Here is a 17,591-nt window from a genome sequence, read left to right as displayed (position 1 = left end):
TAAGGATGTATCACCTTGATGCGCTTCGGGGAATATCCACCACAAGCGGCAAGCACGGCGGCTGTGGCGCTATCAGACATCGTTGGTGAAATACTGCCGGCAGATGCAGCACTTCCCGTATTCTTCGGTCGATTGCAGGCAGAGGCCGGCGCACTGGAACGGATCGGCATAGGCCGGCCCTATGTCGCGACGGCAGCCGCAGCGGCGCTTCTCAACGGAACGCGTATCGAACAGGAGCTGTTGGCGGGAACGCTCGTCCGGGAGGATGCCTACTACGGCGCCATGGCCCGGGCTCTTCGAGTGCCGTTCACCGAAACAATCCCCGGTGGCAGCGTCATCGATATCGCCGGCCTCGACAGCCAGCTGTTGCGACCGACCACGCTGCGGGTTAATCATCCCCTTCGCCCACCACTCACCCTGATCGCGCCGCAGATCGACCGGCTGGAGGAGGTGGCCGTCCTGCTGAGACGTTACCCGGACCTGAAGCACAGTCTGGTGGTCACGACGCCTGGTGCCATTCGGGCTGCCGTCTGGCGGGCGGGTGCGGATCGTCGCGTCCGCAAGACCGTCGGCGACCTGTTTGAAAGCCAGCCGGCGTTTAGCGCCCGCGTTGTTTTCCATGGCTATCAGGGCTTTTATGCCGGCGTCGGGCTAAGCCTGCTGGCGGTCGGGCTGGTTTCGGATCCGAACACCCAGACTATTCTGCATGTGCTGCTGTCCTTTTCCTATCTCACCACTCTGATGCTGCGGGGTCGCGCCGTCGTCCAGCGTCGTCGGCGGCCAAGGCTAGCTGTCGATCCCTGTGGCCCGTGTCCCGTCTATACGGTGATGATCGCGGTCTACGGCGAGGCCGAAATCGTGCCGCAACTGGTGGCGACGCTGAAGCGGCTGGACTGGCCCGTCTCCAGGCTCGATATCAAATTCGTCTGCGAGGCGGACGATCGCGAAACGATTGCGGCCCTGCGCGCCCAGACGCTGGGACCGCAATTCGAGATCGTCGAGGTGCCGCCGATGCATCCGCGTACGAAACCGAAAGCGCTGACCTACGCACTCAACGGTGCGCGGGGCGCCTATGTTGCCGTCTACGACGCAGAGGACCGCCCACATCCCCAGCAATTGCGGGAAGCGTATGCCAAGTTTCGGAGTGCGCCGGCCGATGTGGCCTGCCTGCAGGCGCCGCTGGTGATCGGCAATGGCGGCGAGAACTGGATCAGCTCCATGTTCGCGCTGGAATATTCAGCGCTGTTCCGGGCGCTTTTGCCGATGCTGGCAAGGTATCGCATGCCGCTGCCGCTCGGGGGCACGTCTAATCATTTCCGCACCGATATCCTCCGGTCATCCGGCGCCTGGGATCCATTCAACGTCACGGAAGATGCCGATCTCGGCATGCGGCTCTATCGCCTCGGTTATCGCTCCGATGTCATCGATCGTCAGACCATCGAGGATGCACCGACCGGCATAGCCATCTGGTCCCGGCAGCGCACGCGCTGGTTCAAGGGCTGGCTGCAAACCTGGCTGGTGCTGATGCGAGACCCGCGGGGCCTGCAGCGCCAGATGGGCTTCAAAGCATTCGCCATATTCCAGCTGCTGATCGGCGGAATGTTGCTCTCGTCGCTCGGTCATCCGCTGATCATGCTGTTTCTGCTGCGGTCGCTGACGGCGATGCTGCATGTTCCAACGGAAGCAATTTCATCTTTCGATATGACGATGTTCGTCATCGATTTTTCCAACATCTTCGGGAGCTACGCCATCTTCCTGTTGCTCGGTACTGCGGCGATGATCGCGCCTGAAAAAAAGCGTATCCGCTGGCGATGGATGACGGTGCCGTTCTACTGGATGCTGGTCTCGATCGCCGCCTGGCGTGCGGTGATCGAGCTCCGGACCAACCCGTTCCATTGGCACAAGACTCCGCACCGGCCATCGACACCCGCTCTGTGATGGCTATTGCCGGGCAATCGGAGCCCTTGGAGGAATAGAAGGTATTCCGCGATAATTTACCGCCGGACCATGGACATACCTCCGCCTTTTCGGCAAATCCCTATGCGACTGTTTTCTCGCTGGGAGCGCCGCCATGGCCGTGATTTACAAGATCGTACCGGAACTCGCCTGGCAGGAAGCCCGGGAAGAGGGCATCTTCCACGGTGCGTCGATCGACCTTGCCGACGGCTACATCCATTTTTCGACTGCAGCCCAGGCGAAGGAAACGGCGGCACGCTATTTCGCTGGCCAGACGGACCTGCTGCTGGTTGCCGTCGATAGCGAGGTCCTCGGAGATGCTCTCAAATTCGAGCCGTCACGCGGTGGAGATCTGTTTCCCCATCTCTACGGACTTCTGTCGACAACCTCCGTCCTCTGGGCCACGCCGCTGCCTTTGGACAAGGACGGCGCCCATCAGTTTCCGGAGATGCTGCCATGATCGATCTCTTCAAGGCCGTCGCCCGTCGCGGCTTGTTCCTTATCGATCCCGAAACGGCCCATGGCCTGTCGATTACCGCTTTGAAGTCCGGACTTGTGCCGGCCTGCCAACTGCCCGCCGATCCGCGCCTGCGGCAGACGGTTGCCGGTCTCGACTTCGTCAATCCTCTCGGCATGGCCGCCGGCTTCGACAAGAATGCCGAGGTGCCCGAGGCGCTGCTGAAGCTCGGCTTCGGCTTCACCGAGATCGGGACGGTCACCCCGAAGCCGCAGCCAGGCAATCCGAAGCCACGCGTCTTCCGCCTGGTCGAGGATGAGGCGGTGATCAACCGCCTCGGTTTCAACAATGAGGGTCATGATGCCGCCTATGCCCGGCTGGCAACCATCCGCAATGCCGGCATCATCGGCGTCAACATCGGCGCCAACAAGGACAGCGTCGATCGAACAGCCGATTACGTCGCCGGCATCCGTCGGTTCTATTCATTAGCCGGCTATTTCACGGTGAACATCTCTTCGCCCAACACTCCCGGCCTGCGCGATCTGCAGGCCCGTGAAAGCCTTTCAACCCTGCTTTCCGCTGTCCTTGCCGCACGCGATGCCGAAGCAGCCAAGGCCAACAGGAAGATCCCGGTGTTCCTGAAGATCGCCCCCGATCTGACGGAAGAGGGCATGGACGACATCGCCGACGAAGCCCTGGCGCATGGGCTGGAGGGACTGATCGTTTCCAACACGACGCTCGCGCGCAACGGGCTTAAGGACCGGAGCCAGGCCGGCGAAGCTGGCGGATTATCAGGCAAGCCGCTTTTCGAACCATCGACGGCGGTGCTCGCCCGCATGCGCAAGCGGGTCGGCCCATCGATGGCCATCATCGGTGTCGGCGGCGTCTCCTCGGCGGAGACTGCGCTGGAAAAAATCCGCGCCGGCGCCGATCTGGTGCAGCTTTATTCCAGCATGGTCTATGAAGGCCCGGGTCTTGCCGGCAGCATCCTTGCCGGCCTGTCTAAGCTGCTGGATCGCGAACAGGTGACGTCGATCCGCGAACTCCGCGACAGCCGCCTTGACTACTGGGCCAGTTGGAAGGTCTGATCGGCCTTCGGTTTCAGGCGGGTGGCGAGAAAGAAGCCGCGAAACAGCAGGAAGCCGTTCAGCGACAGCCAGAGGCCGGCATTGCCAAACGATGGCACGAGGACGGCGAGTGCTGCGAGATAGCAGAGGAAAGACAGCAGCATGCGGTTGCGCATCTCGCCCGACCAGGTGGCGCCGATGAACACGCCGTCCATGAGATAGGCAAGCGCCCCGGTCAGTCCTGAAATCGCGGCGTAGGGCAGGTATTGCAGGGCCATCGTCCGCACATCGGGCGACGTGGTGAGCACACCGATGATCGAGGCTCCGAAGACGAGGAAGACCACGGCAGCAAGACCGGCAAGCCCGAAGGACCAGAGGATGGTCAGTTTCAGGCCGCGATCGAAGGCCGTCCTGTCGCCGGCGCCGATGGCCCTGCCGGTAATCTGTTCGGCGGCGTTGGCAAGGCCGTCGAGATAAAATGCGGAAATCAGCACGAAATTCATCAAAACCGCGTTGGCGGCCAGCGTCACCGCGCCAAAATGACCGCCGATACGGGTCATTAGTGTAAAAGCGCCGAGGAGCACGAAGGTACGGATCAGGATATCGCGATTGAGCCCGAACAGCTGGCCGAGCTTCTCCCGCGAGAGAATATCGGATCGCGATGGCCGGGGGACGCCGACAAACCCACGCAGCACGATCATCAGGCCAGCCACAGCGCCGATCGTCTCGCCGATCATCGTTCCACAGGCGACACCCGCAACGCCCCAGCCGAGCCATAGCCCGAGCACCAGCGCCAGAACGATGTTGATGCCGTTGATCAGCGTCTGCAGGAAAAGGCCGATGCTGCCCCGGCCGCGACCGAGCACGAAGCCGAGAATGGCGTAGTTGGCAAGTGCGGCCGGTCCGGACAGCATGCGGATCGAGAAATAGCTGCGCGTGGCGACAGCGACGCCACCCTCCGGCCCCATCAGCTTCAGGCCGGCCAAGAGCAAAAGCGGCGACAGAAGCAGGAGCACCGCTCCGCTGAGGAGCGACGATACAAGCGCCCGCCAGAAGATCGCCTGCTGCTCGGTCAGGTCGCCGCGCCCGAAGGCCTGGGCAGTGAGGCCCGTTGTCGAGGCCCGCAGGAAATTGAAGCTGGCAAAGATGAGGTCGAACAGCACCGCACCGATCGCCAGGCCTGCCAGTGCGTCTGGCTGCCCCAGTTGGCCCACCACGGCGGTGTCAGTCAGCCCTAGCAGCGGCGTCGTCATGAAGGCGAGCGTCATCGGCAGGGCGATGGAGAGAACGAGCCGGTGCGTTACCGCGAAGGCCGGGCCGCGCTTGCCGTTCAACGTGTGATCCATTGTCCTGCCTTGCGAGTCGAGCGGCCTAGAGGCGAGACAGTACCATAGACCAATAGGGCATCTGACCGGGAGCAAAACCTGGCGATACCGCAACGCCGAGACCGGTATAGGGGCCCAGCATGTTTTCGAGGTGATGCGGCGAATGTATCCAGGCATTGACCACCGCATTGACGCTGCGCTGGCCCTCGGCAATGTTTTCCGCAGCCGGCAGCTTGACGCCGCTGGCCTTCACCCGTCGGCCAAAATCGTCGCCAAAGCCGATCAGGTGCGCCATCTTCCTGAGGTTTGCCATGCGCTTGGCCTGGTAGAGCGCCGCATCGGTGGCTGCGGGATCGATGGCGAGAGGTGGCAGGCCATGTTGCGCACGAAGGGCATTCACCAGCGGCAGGGCTGCAGCCGTCTGGTCGGCACCGGGAAGGTTTCTGGCGACGGGCAGGGGCTTGGTGGCGCAGCTGGCAACACCGGCGACAAGCGCAATGCCGCCTAGGCGCAGTGCGTTGCGCCGGGTCAGGAGAGAATTTTGCAGGGTCATGATCAGTTTCGATAGTTGAAGATGCGAAAGAGGATGAAAAGCGGAATGACAATCGTCGCTCCCAGCAGCAGGTAATCGCCGATGCTACCAAGGGCCGCAAAGCCCGTATGCCAGAGTTCGAGGATGAAATGGCGGACATTTTCGATCAGATCCATCGGCCGCCAGCCGAAGATCTTCATCACGAATCCGACGATCAGCGATACGACGATGAGCTTGACGATCGTCCGCCCCAGCGAGTCTCCGAGAAACCTGTTCACCTGATCTGACATTGATCTCTCCTGTTCGCCCTGAAATAAGCCGGGCAATTCCGCGCTGCAAGCAGTTTTGATCCCTCGTAGCGGTCTTGCCTGAAATAGGACTTGAGTTTTTTTGTGGCCGCGCCCACAGCCTGTTGTGAACAGGGGTTGCCCAATATGCTGCCGAGCCAGCTTTCTTCCGGAGATGTCACGGCCGACCGGCGCGCCGACTACGCAAAAATGCTGGACGAGAACGGCGAGCCCGGGAGCGCGGCCGAGTTGATGGAGCAGGCGCTGGAGAGGGCACCGGGATGGGCCGCCGGCTGGTTCAACCTCGGCATATACCGAGAGAAGGCCGGCAATTTCGCGGGCGCCACCTCCGCCTTCGAACGGGTCGTGCCGCTCGACCGCGGCGACCTTTTTGGCGCACCTCTCATGCTGGCCTCGCTCGGCGCCGGCGCGATGCCCGATCACCCCTCGAGCCTCTATGTCGAGCGGCTCTTCGACGACTACGCAGAGCGTTTCGACCATGCGCTGATCAAAAAGCTCGCCTACAGCGTTCCCCGCAAGCTCGCGGCACTGATCGCCGAGACGGAAGGCCTGCCGCAGCACTTTCGCCTCGCCGTCGATCTCGGTTGCGGCACCGGCCTGCTGGGCCCGGAAATCCGCAATCGGATCGATCGCCTCGAGGGTTTCGATCTCTCGGGCAACATGCTGGCCAAGGCTGCGGAAAAGCATGTCTATGACCTGCTTGGCATCGCCGACCTCTCCTTGCCCGCCGCCGGCTCAGGGCTATTCGGCACTGACCTTTCCGACCATCGCGCCGATCTGATCACCGCCTCCGACGTCTTCATCTATCTCGGCGCCCTCGAAAACCTGTTTGCGTTGCTGGGTCTGCTTTCGGCGCCGCAGGCGGTGTTTGCGTTTTCCGTCGAGGATGGCGGGGAGGGCACGGGTTTCCGCCTCGGCCGCTCGCTGCGCTATGCCCATACCAGACATTATGTGCAGGAGATCTGCGAACAACACGGATTTGCGATTCGTGCGGAGACCCGCACGGTCATTCGCCTGGACGCCGGGCAACCGGTCTCAGGCCTGCTGTTTGTTGCGCAAATGGTCGCCTGAAATCCGGTTTATTGCAAAGACGAGATAGGTCAGCATTCCTTACGCTTTGACGCTTGATTGTCACCGCCTCTTTCCGCAACCTGCGGGAAAAAAGGGGATGCAGCATGTCGAAACTCAAAAGTACTTTGGGCGTCTGGAACACCAGCGCCACCCGTCATTCGCTGGTCGAGGATATTCAGGGCGTGCTGACCGGCAGCATCGTCTCCTCGCTCGGGCTCTTCATCCTTTCGGCTGCGGGGCTCCTGACCGGAAGCACGGCCGGTATCGCCTTCCTGCTGCACTATGCCACCGGCGTTAATTTCGGGCTGGCATTCTTCGTCGTCAATCTGCCGTTCTTCTATCTGTCATTGAAGCAACTCGGCCGCGCCTTCACCATCAAGACCTTCATCGCCATCGCGCTGACGTCGCTCCTCACTAATCTGCAGCCGCGCCTGTTCGAGATCGCCCATATCCATCCGCTCTGGTCGGCGATCCTCGGTGGGGTGCTCCTCGGTTTCGGCCTGCTGGCGCTCTATAGACACCGTGCCAGCCTCGGCGGCGTCGGCATTCTCGGCATCTATCTTCAGGAGCGTTTCGGTATCCGCGCCGGGCTGGTTCAGCTTGCCGTCGACATGGGCGTCCTTGCCGTCGCCTTTGCCGTTACCATGCCCTACATCGTGCTTTGCTCGGTGGCGGGGGCTGTCGTCCTCAATCTCTTTGTCGCCATCAACCATCGCTCCGACCGGTACATCGCCCTTTAATTTGGCAGCCCGACGAAAATCCGTGCAGTGGCGACACCCTGCCGCCATCGCCATTGTGACAATCCACACAAAGGCGGATCAAAGGGTTGACAGGCCGCCTGTCATGGCGGAACTTTCCGCCAAGGTTTACGAGAAGGTAAAAAACACAGGCGTTGTCATCCGCCTGTCGCAGAATTTACCCTACACGGGCAACGTCCCGGTGTCTGCCGAAGCTGCTCCTCCAGTCTTCGGGCAACCGAGCGAAGTCAAGCCGCACCGGAGAGGTGAAGGCGTGGTTCACGACAGCGGAAATGAGGGAAACGATGCCTAAAACCGAAGAACGTCTGCTCGACGCAATCAAGAGCGCCACGGGATTTCACGGACAGGTCTATCCGATGCGGCTCGCCGACCGCCAGATGGCTCGCAAGCTCGTCTCCGATGGCCGCATCGTCGAGGCTGCAGGGTCCTGGGGTACGACCATGTGCATCGGCTACCGCATCAACAAGTAGCATCCGGCACGTTGCAGGCCGCATGCCTGAGCGGATCCTGCTCCAATAGGGCACAAAAGGCGCCGCCAGTTGCTCGCACGTCCTCGGTTCTAAAGGCACGCCGATCGGTTTCGACGGTGGCTATTTCACGATGCTTTGCCGCAAAATGTCGAAATAGATAGTGGAAAGTCTGGCGTCCCGGGCGGCGGGAGGTTATCGCTTGGCCAAATGACTGGCGCGTACAGTCGCAAGCCAATTGGAAAAGACACAGGCATGAGCAGTTTCATCCCGTCACCCCTGATACAGGAAAATATCAATTCGGCCGTGGACTGGATGACTGCGGATGACGACTTCCTGGCGGAGGTGCATCTCAGCACCCCGACGGGGAGGACGGTGCTCAGTTTCGGCGACACGCAGATGCATGGCGGTGTCGCCAGGCTGAAGGCCCTCTTCAAGGCGATCTCAACGGGCAAGGACCATATCAAGTCGGTCCCTCTGAAACAGAGATTCCTCTTCAAACTCGACCATGCCGGTCGCGGCAACCACGCACTGGCAAAGGATCTGCGGGAGACATTGGCGTGGGCCGATGCCAACGGGCTGATAACTAGCGGCATGATCTTCAATCAGCTGCTCAGCAAGAACATTGCCGAGGGTTTTGTCTGGTTCGGTTTCCCCGACCCGCAAAAGGCAGTTCTGTTCAAGCAGTCCGGCTACGAGCCCGCCTCTATCTAGGCGGGATCGCAATTGTCGGTTGGCTCTCTTCAAGCAGCCGCAGCGACCTTGTCGATCGGGTGCTGGCCACGAAATCCGACGGCGAGACGGTTCCAGACGTTGATCGCGCCGATGGCCACGGTGATCTTGACCATTTCCTCATCGGAAAAGTGCTGGCGAAGATTGTCATAGGCGTCGTCCGGAATGCCGGTCTGGGCAATGTTGGTCACCGCATCCGTCCAGCCGAGCAGCGCCCGTTCACGCGCATCGTAGACGGGCGATTCACGCCAGACGCTCAAAAGATTGATCCATTGTTCGCCGAGGCCGTCATGGCGCGCTTCCTTCACATGCATGTCCACACAGAAGGCGCAGCCGTTGATCATCGAGGCTCGCAGCTTGATCAGGTGGATGAGACGCTTTTCCAGGCCCGAGTTCTGCACATGCACTTCCAGGGCCGACACGGCCTTGTAGGACGACGGGGAGGCTTCAAAATAATTGAGGCGTGGTTGCATGATAGTCTCCTTGGGTTGGAGCCTCAGCGGCTCGTCTTGCGTTCATGGATCGCGAGAAAAGCACAGCCTCGGGCCGCAATGCTTCCGTCGTCGATGTCTGTCAGTTCCACGATAAGGTCGGCAATCGTGGTCTTGGCCAGCTCTGCCCGGTAGACGCGCTCTGCCCGCAACATCGCCGAAGAGATATTGCACGGCTGCGCGAAGAAGCGCGACGACACCGGGTTCGGTCCGCGCTGGCGTATTTCATTGCAGCGAAAGGCCGGCGCGGGGCCTTCGACTGCCAGAACGACATCGAGCAGGGTAATCTCGGACTTTGCTCTCGCCAGCCGGTAACCACCCTTCGGACCCGGCAGCGTGCTGACGATGCCGGCGTTCGAAAGCGCCTGCAGATGCTTCAACAGATAGCTGGTCGACACACCATGAAACTCGGCAAGCGCGGCCGCGGACAAAACGCCGCCTTCTGAAAGTCCAGCCAGCATCGCCACACAATGGAGTGCCTGCTCGACCCCGTCACCGAGTTTCATGATATGCTCCTTCAATCATGGATAAATTATATCCGCGAATAGGCGGTGTCAAGCGCGATGATTGGCTTTCTGGCTGAAGGTGGTGTGCTGACGCCTCTTGCCGCTAGGATTTAGCGTCATCTGAACTACATATGGTCACGTGGATCGCATCGAGACTGAGACGCTACTGGCCCTGCCCATTCCCTTCACCCGCTGGTTTGCGGAAAAGGGCTGGCAGCCCCGCGCCCATCAGCTCGAACTGCTGGCCCGCGCGGAAGCTGGCGAAAGCACGCTGCTGATCGCCCCGACAGGTGCCGGCAAGACGCTGGCCGGCTTTCTGCCGTCGCTTACGGACCTGACGCGGCGCGGCAAGATACCGCCGGGGTCGGCCTTCTCCGGCATCCACACGCTTTACATTTCGCCGCTCAAGGCGCTGGCCGTCGACATCGAGCGAAACCTGATGAAGCCCGTCGAGGAGATGGGCCTGCCGGTCACCGTCGAGAACCGCACGGGCGATACGCCGAGCGCCAAACGCCAGCGCCAGAAGCTCTCGCCACCCGACATCCTGCTGACCACACCGGAGCAGGTGGCGCTGCTGCTCGCCAATGGCCAGGCCCAGCGCTTCTTCGGCGATCTGAAATATATCGTCCTCGACGAGTTGCACTCGCTGGTCTCCTCGAAGCGCGGCCACATGCTGTCGCTGGGGCTGGCGCGGCTGCGGCGGCTGGCGCCCGGGCTGCAGACCATTGGCCTGTCCGCTACCGTCTCCGACCCCATGGAACTGCAGAAATGGCTGGTCGGCCAGCGCGAGGGCGAGGATCGTCACGCAGGCCTGGTGACTGTCGCCGGCGGCGCCAAGCCTGATATCTCGATCCTTGCCAGCGAAGAACGCATCCCCTGGGCCGGCCATTCGGCGAAATATGCCATCCCCGACGTCTACAGCCAGTTGCTCGACCACAAGACGACGCTGCTCTTCGTCAACACCCGCAGCCAGGCGGAAATGCTGTTCCAGGAACTCTGGACGGTCAACGACGACAATCTGCCGATCGCTCTGCATCATGGTTCGCTCGATGTCGGCCAGCGCCGCAAGGTCGAGGCGGCGATGGCGGCCAACAAATTGCGCGCCGTCGTCGCCACATCGACGCTCGACCTCGGGATCGACTGGGGCGATGTCGATCTCGTCATCCATGTCGGAGCACCCAAGGGTGCCTCGCGGCTGGCCCAGCGCATCGGCCGCTCCAACCACCGCATGGACGAGCCGTCGAAGGCGATCCTCGTGCCGGCCAATCGCTTCGAGGTGATGGAGTGCCAGGCTGCTCTCGATGCCAATTACATCGGCGCACAGGACACCCCGCCAGTCGGCCGGGGCACGCTCGACGTACTGGCCCAGCACGTGCTCGGCATGGCCTGCGCCGAGCCCTTCGATCCGCTCGAACTGTTCGACGAGATCACCAGCGCCTCTCCCTATGCGTATCTATCGTGGGAGACCTTCGAGCAGATCGTCGATTTCGTCGCCACCGGCGGCTACGCGCTGCGCGCCTATGAGCGCTATGCCCGCATCCGCAAGATGGAGGACGGCCGCTGGCGCATCTCCAATCCGGCCGTGGCGCAGCAATACCGCCTGAACTCCGGCACCATCGTCGAATCGCCGATGCTGAACCTGAAGATGGTCAAACGCGGCGCCGGCGGACGCATCGGCCGCGGCGGGGCAACGCTCGGCAAGATGGAGGAGTACTTCTTCGAGCAGCTTTCGCCGGGCGACACTTTCATCTTCTCGGGCAAGGTGCTGCGTTATGAGGGTATCCGCGAAAACGAGGCGCTGGCCAGCCAGGCCTATTCCAACGACCCGAAGATCCCTTCCTACAATGGCGGCAAGTTCCCGCTGTCGACCTATCTCGCTGACCAGGTCCGCTCGATGCTGGCCGATCCCGACCGCTGGCACGAGCTACCGGACCAGGTGCGCGACTGGCTAGCGTTGCAGCGGGAAAAGTCGATGGTGCCGAAACGCGACGAACTGCTGATCGAAACATTTCCGCGCGGCAGCCGCGCCTACATGGTGGCCTATCCCTTCGAAGGACGGCTTGCCCACCAGACGCTTGGCATGCTGCTGACCCGGCGGCTGGAGCGTGCCGGCGCCAAGCCGCTCGGCTTCGTCGCCACAGATTATTCGCTCGGCATCTGGGGGCTGGAGGACATGGGCCAGATGATCGCCACCGGCCGCCTCAGCCTGTCCACGCTGTTCGACGAGGACATGCTCGGCGACGATCTCGAGGAGTGGCTGGACGAGTCCTTCCTCCTGAAGCGCACCTTCCGCAATTGCGCTGTCATCTCCGGCCTGATCGAACGTCGCCATCCCGGCAAGGAAAAGTCTGGCCGCCAGGTGACTGTATCGGCCGATCTGATCTATGACGTGTTGCGCAGCCACGAACCCGATCACATCCTTCTTCAGGCGACGCGGCAGGATGCGGCAACGGGGCTTTTGGATATTGCCCGGCTTGGCGATATGCTGAGGCGAATCAAGGGCCACATCACCCACCGGGCGCTCGACCACATCTCGCCGCTGGCCGTACCGGTCATGCTCGAAATAGGCCGGGAATCCGTTCCAGGAGAGGCCCATGACGCCCTGCTGGCCGAAGCTGCCGACGATCTGATCGCCGAGGCGCTGAGCTGACGGGGGTTGGAATGGCGGTGGGAGAGTTTATCCTCCCGCGTCCCGACAGGCACCGGCATGAATGAAATTTGGAAAGCGGACTATTGATAACCCGACTGGCGCTCGCGCGCGACATGACCGGCCTTGCCACATCAGCCGGCGCGGAAACCAGCGTCCACGGCGTCGCAGCGGTGTGCGATCCCTTGGGTGGCCTCTACCTGCCGGATGCGGGTATCCTCCTCGTCTCTGACCTGCATCTCGAGAAGGGCGCAGCATTCGCCCGGCGCGGCATGATGCTGCCACCTTACGATACACTGGCGACGCTGACGGTGTTGTCCGCTGTCATCGCTCGCTACGATCCCAAGCTGGTGATCTCGCTCGGCGACAATTTCCATGATCGCAAGGGATCCGCCCTGATGCCGGAGGAATTCCGGACACTGATCTCGGGCATGGCCCGGGGTCGCGAATGGATATGGATCAACGGTAACCACGACCCAGATGGTACAACCGGTCTTCCAGGCCAGTCGCTCGACGAACTTGTCCACAGCGGCCTGACATTCCGGCACGAACCCAAGTCAGGAAGGCAGGCCGGAGAGATTGCCGGCCACCTCCACCCCTCGGCTACTGTGCGCAGACGGGAAAAGTCTATCCGCCGTCCTTGCTTTGCAACGGATGGCGGCCGGATGCTGATGCCGGCTTTCGGCCTGATGAGTGGCGGTCTCGATCTCGGTCACAAGGCGATGGCCGGACTGTTCGACCACCCGTTACTGGTTGCCCACCTGCTCGGTCGGGACCGTATCTATTCAGTCCGCTACGCAAGCCTGATCGGCTAATCGAGATCCTGCGGACTTCCCGTTGTCAGTGGTAAGCCTGGCTGGCCACAGCCGTCATATCGAGCTTCGGTCGTGCCAAGGCCATGAAGCGATCGAGCGGGCAGGCACCCTCGACGCTCTCGCTTTCGCAGCCGGGCATCGCTATCTCTGCCTGGAGCGGCGGCGAGGCTGCATCGATCGTGGAGGCGTCACGAATCTGATCCAGGGTCGGTGCAACGAAGCCGAGACGGACATAGGCCTTGCCCGCGCCATCGCGCAACCGCTCGAAGGTCAGCGCCCCGGTCGGCGGCGTTTCGTCGTCCAGATAGGGCGGAATGTGCCAGTGCAGACCAAGAAGCGCCGCGATTTCGGCCTGTTGGGTATCGCTGCCCATGAAGAGCAGGAAGTTGGCGTTCGGTGGTCCTTCCGCTGATTTCGCGTCCTTCGGGTCGGCAGCGATGGCGAGCAGTACCTGGTTGAGGAAATTCGAAACGTCGCGCGCAGCGAGGTAGGGTACACGGTTGCCAATGTCGTATTTGACCTGGCGCAGCTGCGACAGGCGGATGATGTCGGCAGCGCTCGATGCCTTCCCGAAGGCCACCTGGTCTGCAGGAAAACCATTGGCATATTGCAGCAGGAAAACCTGCACGATCGTGCCGGCTTCGACGATGGGTCCCTTCATGGAAACGCTTGCCGGCTTTCCGTCCTTTGCCGCCTTGGTCTCGATCGTCCAGGGCCGCTGTTCCATCGAGCAGGCAGGCGTCGCGCATCCGAGGATGGTGTCGAGCTCCTTCATCAAGGGCGCCGCCTTGGCCTTCATCGCATCGAAGCTGCCGCCGGCCGTGGCAAGGATGGCAGCTTCTGCCTTGGCCGGATCGACGGCCCCAAGGGAGGTTTCCGAGGCCGCGTAAAGCGCGTCGACATCCCTGGTCCCGTTGAACCCGACGGAAAGGCCGCAGCCGGGGAACATCGCCGATAACAGCACATTCCCGGTATCGATGGTGCGCTGGATGGCACCATTGGCCCAACCGAAGACGGAACCAGGGACAGGGCAACCGCTCTTGGGAACGAGGTTCTTGGCGCGCAGCATGGAAACCTCCCAGGCGGCGAGTTTCTCGGCCGCCACTTTTCCGTGCCCTGTCAGCATGCCGTCGGCGACGTCCCATGTCGGCCACTGCCGGGACGAATAATGCAGCAGCTCCCGGCTGCTGGTCTGCGGCCGGACGCCGTGACGCATGACTGCGATGTATTTGTCTGGGGAAAGCGCACCCGCGCCAGCGGGGCTCCCCGCAGCAGCAAACATCAGGCTGGCGATGACGAAGGATTTCAACGACATGGTTGCTCCATGGGAAAAGAGCGACCGGCCGCGTTATTGCAACGAAAAATGCCGCTCCGGTCGGAAGGTGACCGAAGCGGCATGTAATAGGATTACGTGAACATTGAGCGACAGTTTTGTGGCGGACATAGCCAAGCAAAGTTGTGGCAGATGCCGCCTCGGTGCCGAGGAAAGGACCGTCAGACTATGCGTTGTCGGTTCCGCGCAGGCAGTGCTGCCGGCACGGGCTCGATCAGTTGACGAATTCAACGACCACGCCGGGTTTGACCATGCCGGCCAGCTCTTCGGCATCCCAGTTCGTCAGGCGGACGCAACCGTGCGAGCCGACCTTTCCGATAAGGTCGGGCTCTGGCGTCCCGTGGATGCCGTAGGTCGGTTCGGTGAGGTCGATCCATACGCTGCCGACAGGGCCGTTCGGTCCCTTGGGTATCGTCAGGACCTTGTCGTTCTTGCCCTGCTTGAAGTTCTTGGCCGGGTCATAGCGATAGACCGGGTTGCGGGCGACGCCCTTGACCTTGTGCAGTCCCTTTGGCGATGGATTTTCCTCGCTGCCCACTGTCGCAGGATAGACGGCGATCGGCTTGCCTTCGGCGTTATACGCAAAAACCTGGCCACTCTTCTTATTGGCTTCGATGCGCTTGACCTGGCCCTGCATCGGCGGACCCGGCATCACCACCTGGATCGTCTTGCCAACCGCGAAATCGCTGCCTTCGTTGAGTTTTTCGAGCAGCGCCTGGGCCATGTGGAAACGCTCCGAAAGCTCCTCGGCGACGCTGGTGTAGCCCATGCTCTCCATCTTGGCTTTTTCGGCGTAGTCCGTCGGAATGTGATCGACGATGCCGGTGGCATCGTCAGCGGTGATCACGTAGCTCTCGATCACCGGAGCCTTGCCATCGAGACGGCTGGTGACATCAGGTCCAACCTTGCCGTCAGTCGCCAGCCCATTCATCGCTTCGAAGCCAGCGACCGCCTTGCTGACGTTCTCGCCATAGAAACCATCGATCACCCCCGGAGACGCGCCGGCGCGGTCGAGCAGCACCTGCAGGCGGACAATCGCCGGATCGGGATTGTCGGACGCTGTCGCCGGACGGTCCGCCGGGATCGACGCGAGCGACGAGGCATTGATTGCGTCGGGCTTCATCTCCTGAGCCGTGGCGGCAAAGGGGACGAGGAGGGCGAGGGTGGTGAGGAGCGCGGTTGTTTTCATGCTGCTCAATGGTCTCGAACCAAAGTTGTTCCGTCGCCGTAGCATATATCGTCGGTGCTCTCGTGCGACGCCCCATAGTCCCTTGCAAACCAACGCAATTTCCGTGCTTAGCGGCGGCAGCGAAGTGGCGAGTTCTCTAGCTCTTCCGGAATATGAAGCTGGCGGTCCAGCCCGTCACGACGGCGAGGAAAACTGCGAAGAAACCGTAGGCGATCGGTTGCTCATGGGCGGCGTCGGTGATGGTCTGTTCGATGCCGGTCTTGATGACCCGCAGCGGCAACGACTTTTCGGCGACGAACTTGCCGCTTTTGAAGAGATAGGCGCGCACAGTGTGTACGCCGTTGGGCACATTGGCCGGCAGGCGTAGCGTCGCCTTGAACAGGCTGGAGCTGACAAAGCGAACGCCGCCCGGATCGCGGTCGTAGAGGCCGCCGCTCTCTTGCAGCCTCCGGAACGCGTCGCGGAACTCACGCAGGTTTCCGACGTCGCCAACGAAGCCGACCGGGTTGAGCGGAATATGATCGAGGCCGATGCCGTGGTCGTTCAGTTCCAGCGGTGTCGTGACGCTGTCGACAGCACGCGTGCTCGATAGCGAATAGGCTTCCGGCACTCGCTCGAAGGTCATCGATCGCGTATTGACCCAGATACCGAACACCCGCTGCTTCTTGCGCACGGTGGCGTTCTCTCGTGGACCTTCCAGCACCACGACGATGTCATACTGGCCGATTGCCAGCAGCAGCTGGTCGGTGTTGCCGAGTGCGCCGAAAATCGTCAGGTCGGCGCCGGCGAAATCCGACGTGATGGCGATTTCGCTGGTCGAGGTACCGATCTCCATCGTCTCGGGCAGGGGCGTCGCCGGCGCGTCGAGCATCACCTGCGCCCGGGCGCCAAACGCTGCCAGCAGCAGGGCGGCGGCAAGGACAAGGGTACGTCCGATCATTGGCCGATGCCCTCCATGACGATGGAGTAGATATCGGTCGGCGTGACGATCAGCGCGATGGCAAGGCGCACGCCGACGGCGAGCACGAGAAGCCCGAGCAAGGCACGCAGCTGCTCGCCACGCAGCCGCTGGCCGACCCGCACGCCGTATTGCGCACCGATGACGCCGGCCACCATCAGCACGAAGGCGAGCACGATATCGACGGAATAGTTGGTGGCTGCCTGGACGATGGTCGTATAGCCGGTGACAAAGATGACCTGGAACAGCGATGTACCGACCACGACATTGGTCGGGATGCGCAGAAGGTAGATCATCGCTGGAACCAGGATAAAGCCGCCGCCGATCCCCATGGGGGTCAACACGCCGACGAAGAAACCGAGGCCGAAGACCGGAATGACACTGAGATAGAGCTTCGATTTCTTGAAACGCATTTTCAGCGGCAGCCGCTGCACCCAGTTATGGTGGCCGGGCCGCTTGGGCAGCGGCTTGCCCCTGCCGGCTGCGCGTCGCAGCGCATTGATGCTCTCCCACAGCATCAGCGTCCCGACCGTGCCGAGCAGGAACACGTAGAGAAGCGAGATGATCAGGTCGATCTGGCCGACGCGCCGCAGGATCACGAAGACCCAGAGGCCAAGCGTCGAGCCGACGAGGCCGCCGGCAAGCAGGATCGATCCGAGCTTCAGATCCAGTGAGCCGCGCCTGAAATGGCTGATGGCGCCGGAAACCGAGGAGGCAACGACCTGGTTGGAGCCTGTGGCGACGGCGACGATTGGGGGAATGTTGTAGAAGATCAGCAGTGGCGTGATCAAAAACCCGCCGCCGACGCCGAACATGCCCGAAAGGAAGCCGACCGCCGCGCCCATGCCGAGGATGATGAAGATATTGACCGATAATTCCGCTATCGGCAGGTAAATCGTCACGGCCGGACCCCAAATGAACTGCGCTCGTTCAGCAAACCCGGCGCCTAATGAAATTTCCCCTTTGAACGCGCGACGCT

The 17,591-nt window shown here is 61.8% G+C and carries 19 protein-coding genes; 10 read left to right on the top strand and 9 right to left on the bottom strand.

Translation table 11 applies throughout. From position 1 onward, the window contains the following. The first annotated feature begins 18 nt into the window (after positions 1-18). The 3 genes from J5278_RS16715 (at position 19) to J5278_RS16705 (ending at position 3,501) form a co-directional block, all read left to right on the top strand. On the top strand, positions 19-1,938 hold the full coding sequence (locus J5278_RS16715) for a glycosyltransferase family 2 protein (protein WP_209182848.1): 1,920 nt from the start codon (positions 19-21) through the stop codon (positions 1,936-1,938). 133 nt (positions 1,939-2,071) lie between these two features. Further along, positions 2,072-2,416: a DUF952 domain-containing protein gene (locus tag J5278_RS16710; RefSeq protein ID WP_142823948.1), complete on the top strand. Its 345-nt coding sequence runs from the start codon at positions 2,072-2,074 to the stop codon at positions 2,414-2,416. After that, positions 2,413-3,501, top strand: coding sequence for a quinone-dependent dihydroorotate dehydrogenase (locus tag J5278_RS16705; RefSeq protein WP_209182771.1), 1,089 nt, complete (start codon positions 2,413-2,415; stop codon positions 3,499-3,501). The genes J5278_RS16710 and J5278_RS16705 overlap by 4 nt, the downstream gene beginning before the upstream one ends. On the opposite strand, the gene J5278_RS16700 is transcribed toward J5278_RS16705, so the two are convergent. From J5278_RS16700 to J5278_RS16690, 3 genes are read right to left on the bottom strand one after another with little or no spacing between them, the layout of a single operon-like run. Further along, positions 3,477-4,826: an MATE family efflux transporter gene (locus tag J5278_RS16700; protein WP_209182772.1), complete on the bottom strand. Its 1,350-nt coding sequence runs from the start codon at positions 4,824-4,826 to the stop codon at positions 3,477-3,479. The two genes, J5278_RS16705 and J5278_RS16700, sit on opposite strands and share 25 nt — an antisense overlap. 25 nt (positions 4,827-4,851) lie before the next feature. Continuing rightward, a complete protein-coding gene (locus J5278_RS16695) occupies positions 4,852-5,358 on the bottom strand; it encodes a CAP domain-containing protein (protein WP_374108243.1) in 507 nt (168 codons plus the stop codon). A gap of 2 nt (positions 5,359-5,360) precedes the next feature. Beyond that, positions 5,361-5,627, bottom strand: coding sequence for a DUF6460 domain-containing protein (locus J5278_RS16690; protein ID WP_142823951.1), 267 nt, complete (start codon positions 5,625-5,627; stop codon positions 5,361-5,363). Between the two features lie 144 nt (positions 5,628-5,771). Between J5278_RS16690 and J5278_RS16685 the strand changes: the two genes are divergently transcribed. The 5 genes from J5278_RS16685 (at position 5,772) to J5278_RS16665 (ending at position 8,655) form a co-directional block, all read left to right on the top strand. Continuing rightward, positions 5,772-6,716 carry a methyltransferase domain-containing protein gene (locus tag J5278_RS16685; protein WP_209182773.1) on the top strand — a complete coding sequence of 315 codons (945 nt, stop codon included), beginning with the start codon at positions 5,772-5,774 and terminating at the stop codon, positions 6,714-6,716. 104 nt (positions 6,717-6,820) lie between these two features. Further along, on the top strand, positions 6,821-7,456 hold the full coding sequence (locus J5278_RS16680; RefSeq protein ID WP_209182774.1) for a YitT family protein: 636 nt from the start codon (positions 6,821-6,823) through the stop codon (positions 7,454-7,456). Between the two features lie 103 nt (positions 7,457-7,559). Further along, entirely contained in the window at positions 7,560-7,766 is a 207-nt protein-coding gene (locus J5278_RS16675) for a hypothetical protein (RefSeq protein ID WP_209182775.1), read from the top strand. Continuing rightward, positions 7,759-7,944: a hypothetical protein gene (locus J5278_RS16670; protein ID WP_142823954.1), complete on the top strand. Its 186-nt coding sequence runs from the start codon at positions 7,759-7,761 to the stop codon at positions 7,942-7,944. The genes J5278_RS16675 and J5278_RS16670 overlap by 8 nt, the downstream gene beginning before the upstream one ends. Positions 7,945-8,196: 252 nt before the next feature. Continuing rightward, positions 8,197-8,655 carry a hypothetical protein gene (locus J5278_RS16665; RefSeq protein ID WP_209182776.1) on the top strand — a complete coding sequence of 153 codons (459 nt, stop codon included), beginning with the start codon at positions 8,197-8,199 and terminating at the stop codon, positions 8,653-8,655. A gap of 29 nt (positions 8,656-8,684) precedes the next feature. Here J5278_RS16665 and J5278_RS16660 read toward each other — a convergent pair whose 3' ends face one another. Together J5278_RS16660 and J5278_RS16655 are read right to left on the bottom strand one after the other, a co-directional pair. After that, a complete protein-coding gene (locus tag J5278_RS16660) occupies positions 8,685-9,146 on the bottom strand; it encodes a carboxymuconolactone decarboxylase family protein (RefSeq protein ID WP_209182777.1) in 462 nt (153 codons plus the stop codon). Positions 9,147-9,169: 23 nt separating this feature from the next. After that, entirely contained in the window at positions 9,170-9,670 is a 501-nt protein-coding gene (locus J5278_RS16655; protein ID WP_142823957.1) for an Rrf2 family transcriptional regulator, read from the bottom strand. A 139-nt stretch (positions 9,671-9,809) separates the two neighbouring features. Between J5278_RS16655 and J5278_RS16650 the strand changes: the two genes are divergently transcribed. Together J5278_RS16650 and pdeM are read left to right on the top strand one after the other, a co-directional pair. Continuing rightward, on the top strand, positions 9,810-12,320 hold the full coding sequence (locus tag J5278_RS16650; protein ID WP_209182778.1) for a ligase-associated DNA damage response DEXH box helicase: 2,511 nt from the start codon (positions 9,810-9,812) through the stop codon (positions 12,318-12,320). Positions 12,321-12,403: 83 nt separating this feature from the next. After that, the gene (pdeM, locus tag J5278_RS16645; protein WP_209182779.1) at positions 12,404-13,132 is read left to right on the top strand and encodes a ligase-associated DNA damage response endonuclease PdeM; all 729 of its coding nucleotides are present in this window, start codon (positions 12,404-12,406) and stop codon (positions 13,130-13,132) included. A 25-nt stretch (positions 13,133-13,157) separates the two neighbouring features. Here the strand turns inward: pdeM and J5278_RS16640 are convergent, their stop codons facing one another. From J5278_RS16640 to J5278_RS16625, 4 genes are all read right to left on the bottom strand, one after another. Then, positions 13,158-14,447: a histidine-type phosphatase gene (locus J5278_RS16640; RefSeq protein ID WP_209182780.1), complete on the bottom strand. Its 1,290-nt coding sequence runs from the start codon at positions 14,445-14,447 to the stop codon at positions 13,158-13,160. 232 nt (positions 14,448-14,679) lie between these two features. Then, the gene (locus J5278_RS16635; RefSeq protein WP_247748967.1) at positions 14,680-15,663 is read right to left on the bottom strand and encodes a L,D-transpeptidase; all 984 of its coding nucleotides are present in this window, start codon (positions 15,661-15,663) and stop codon (positions 14,680-14,682) included. 127 nt (positions 15,664-15,790) lie between these two features. Further along, entirely contained in the window at positions 15,791-16,594 is an 804-nt protein-coding gene (locus tag J5278_RS16630) for a TIGR02186 family protein (protein ID WP_219258289.1), read from the bottom strand. After that, complete coding sequence (locus J5278_RS16625) at positions 16,591-17,514, bottom strand: sulfite exporter TauE/SafE family protein (RefSeq protein WP_209182783.1); 924 nt, start codon at positions 17,512-17,514, stop codon at positions 16,591-16,593. The genes J5278_RS16630 and J5278_RS16625 overlap by 4 nt, the downstream gene beginning before the upstream one ends. Between the last annotated feature and the right edge of the window lie 77 nt (positions 17,515-17,591).

Origin of the sequence: Rhizobium sp. B21/90 (genome assembly GCF_019355815.1) — a bacterium.
Classification (GTDB): Bacteria; Pseudomonadota; Alphaproteobacteria; order Rhizobiales; family Rhizobiaceae; genus Rhizobium; species Rhizobium rhododendri.
The sequence above is the reverse complement of the archived record's forward strand: the minus strand, read 5'-3'. Positions and strand labels throughout refer to the sequence as shown.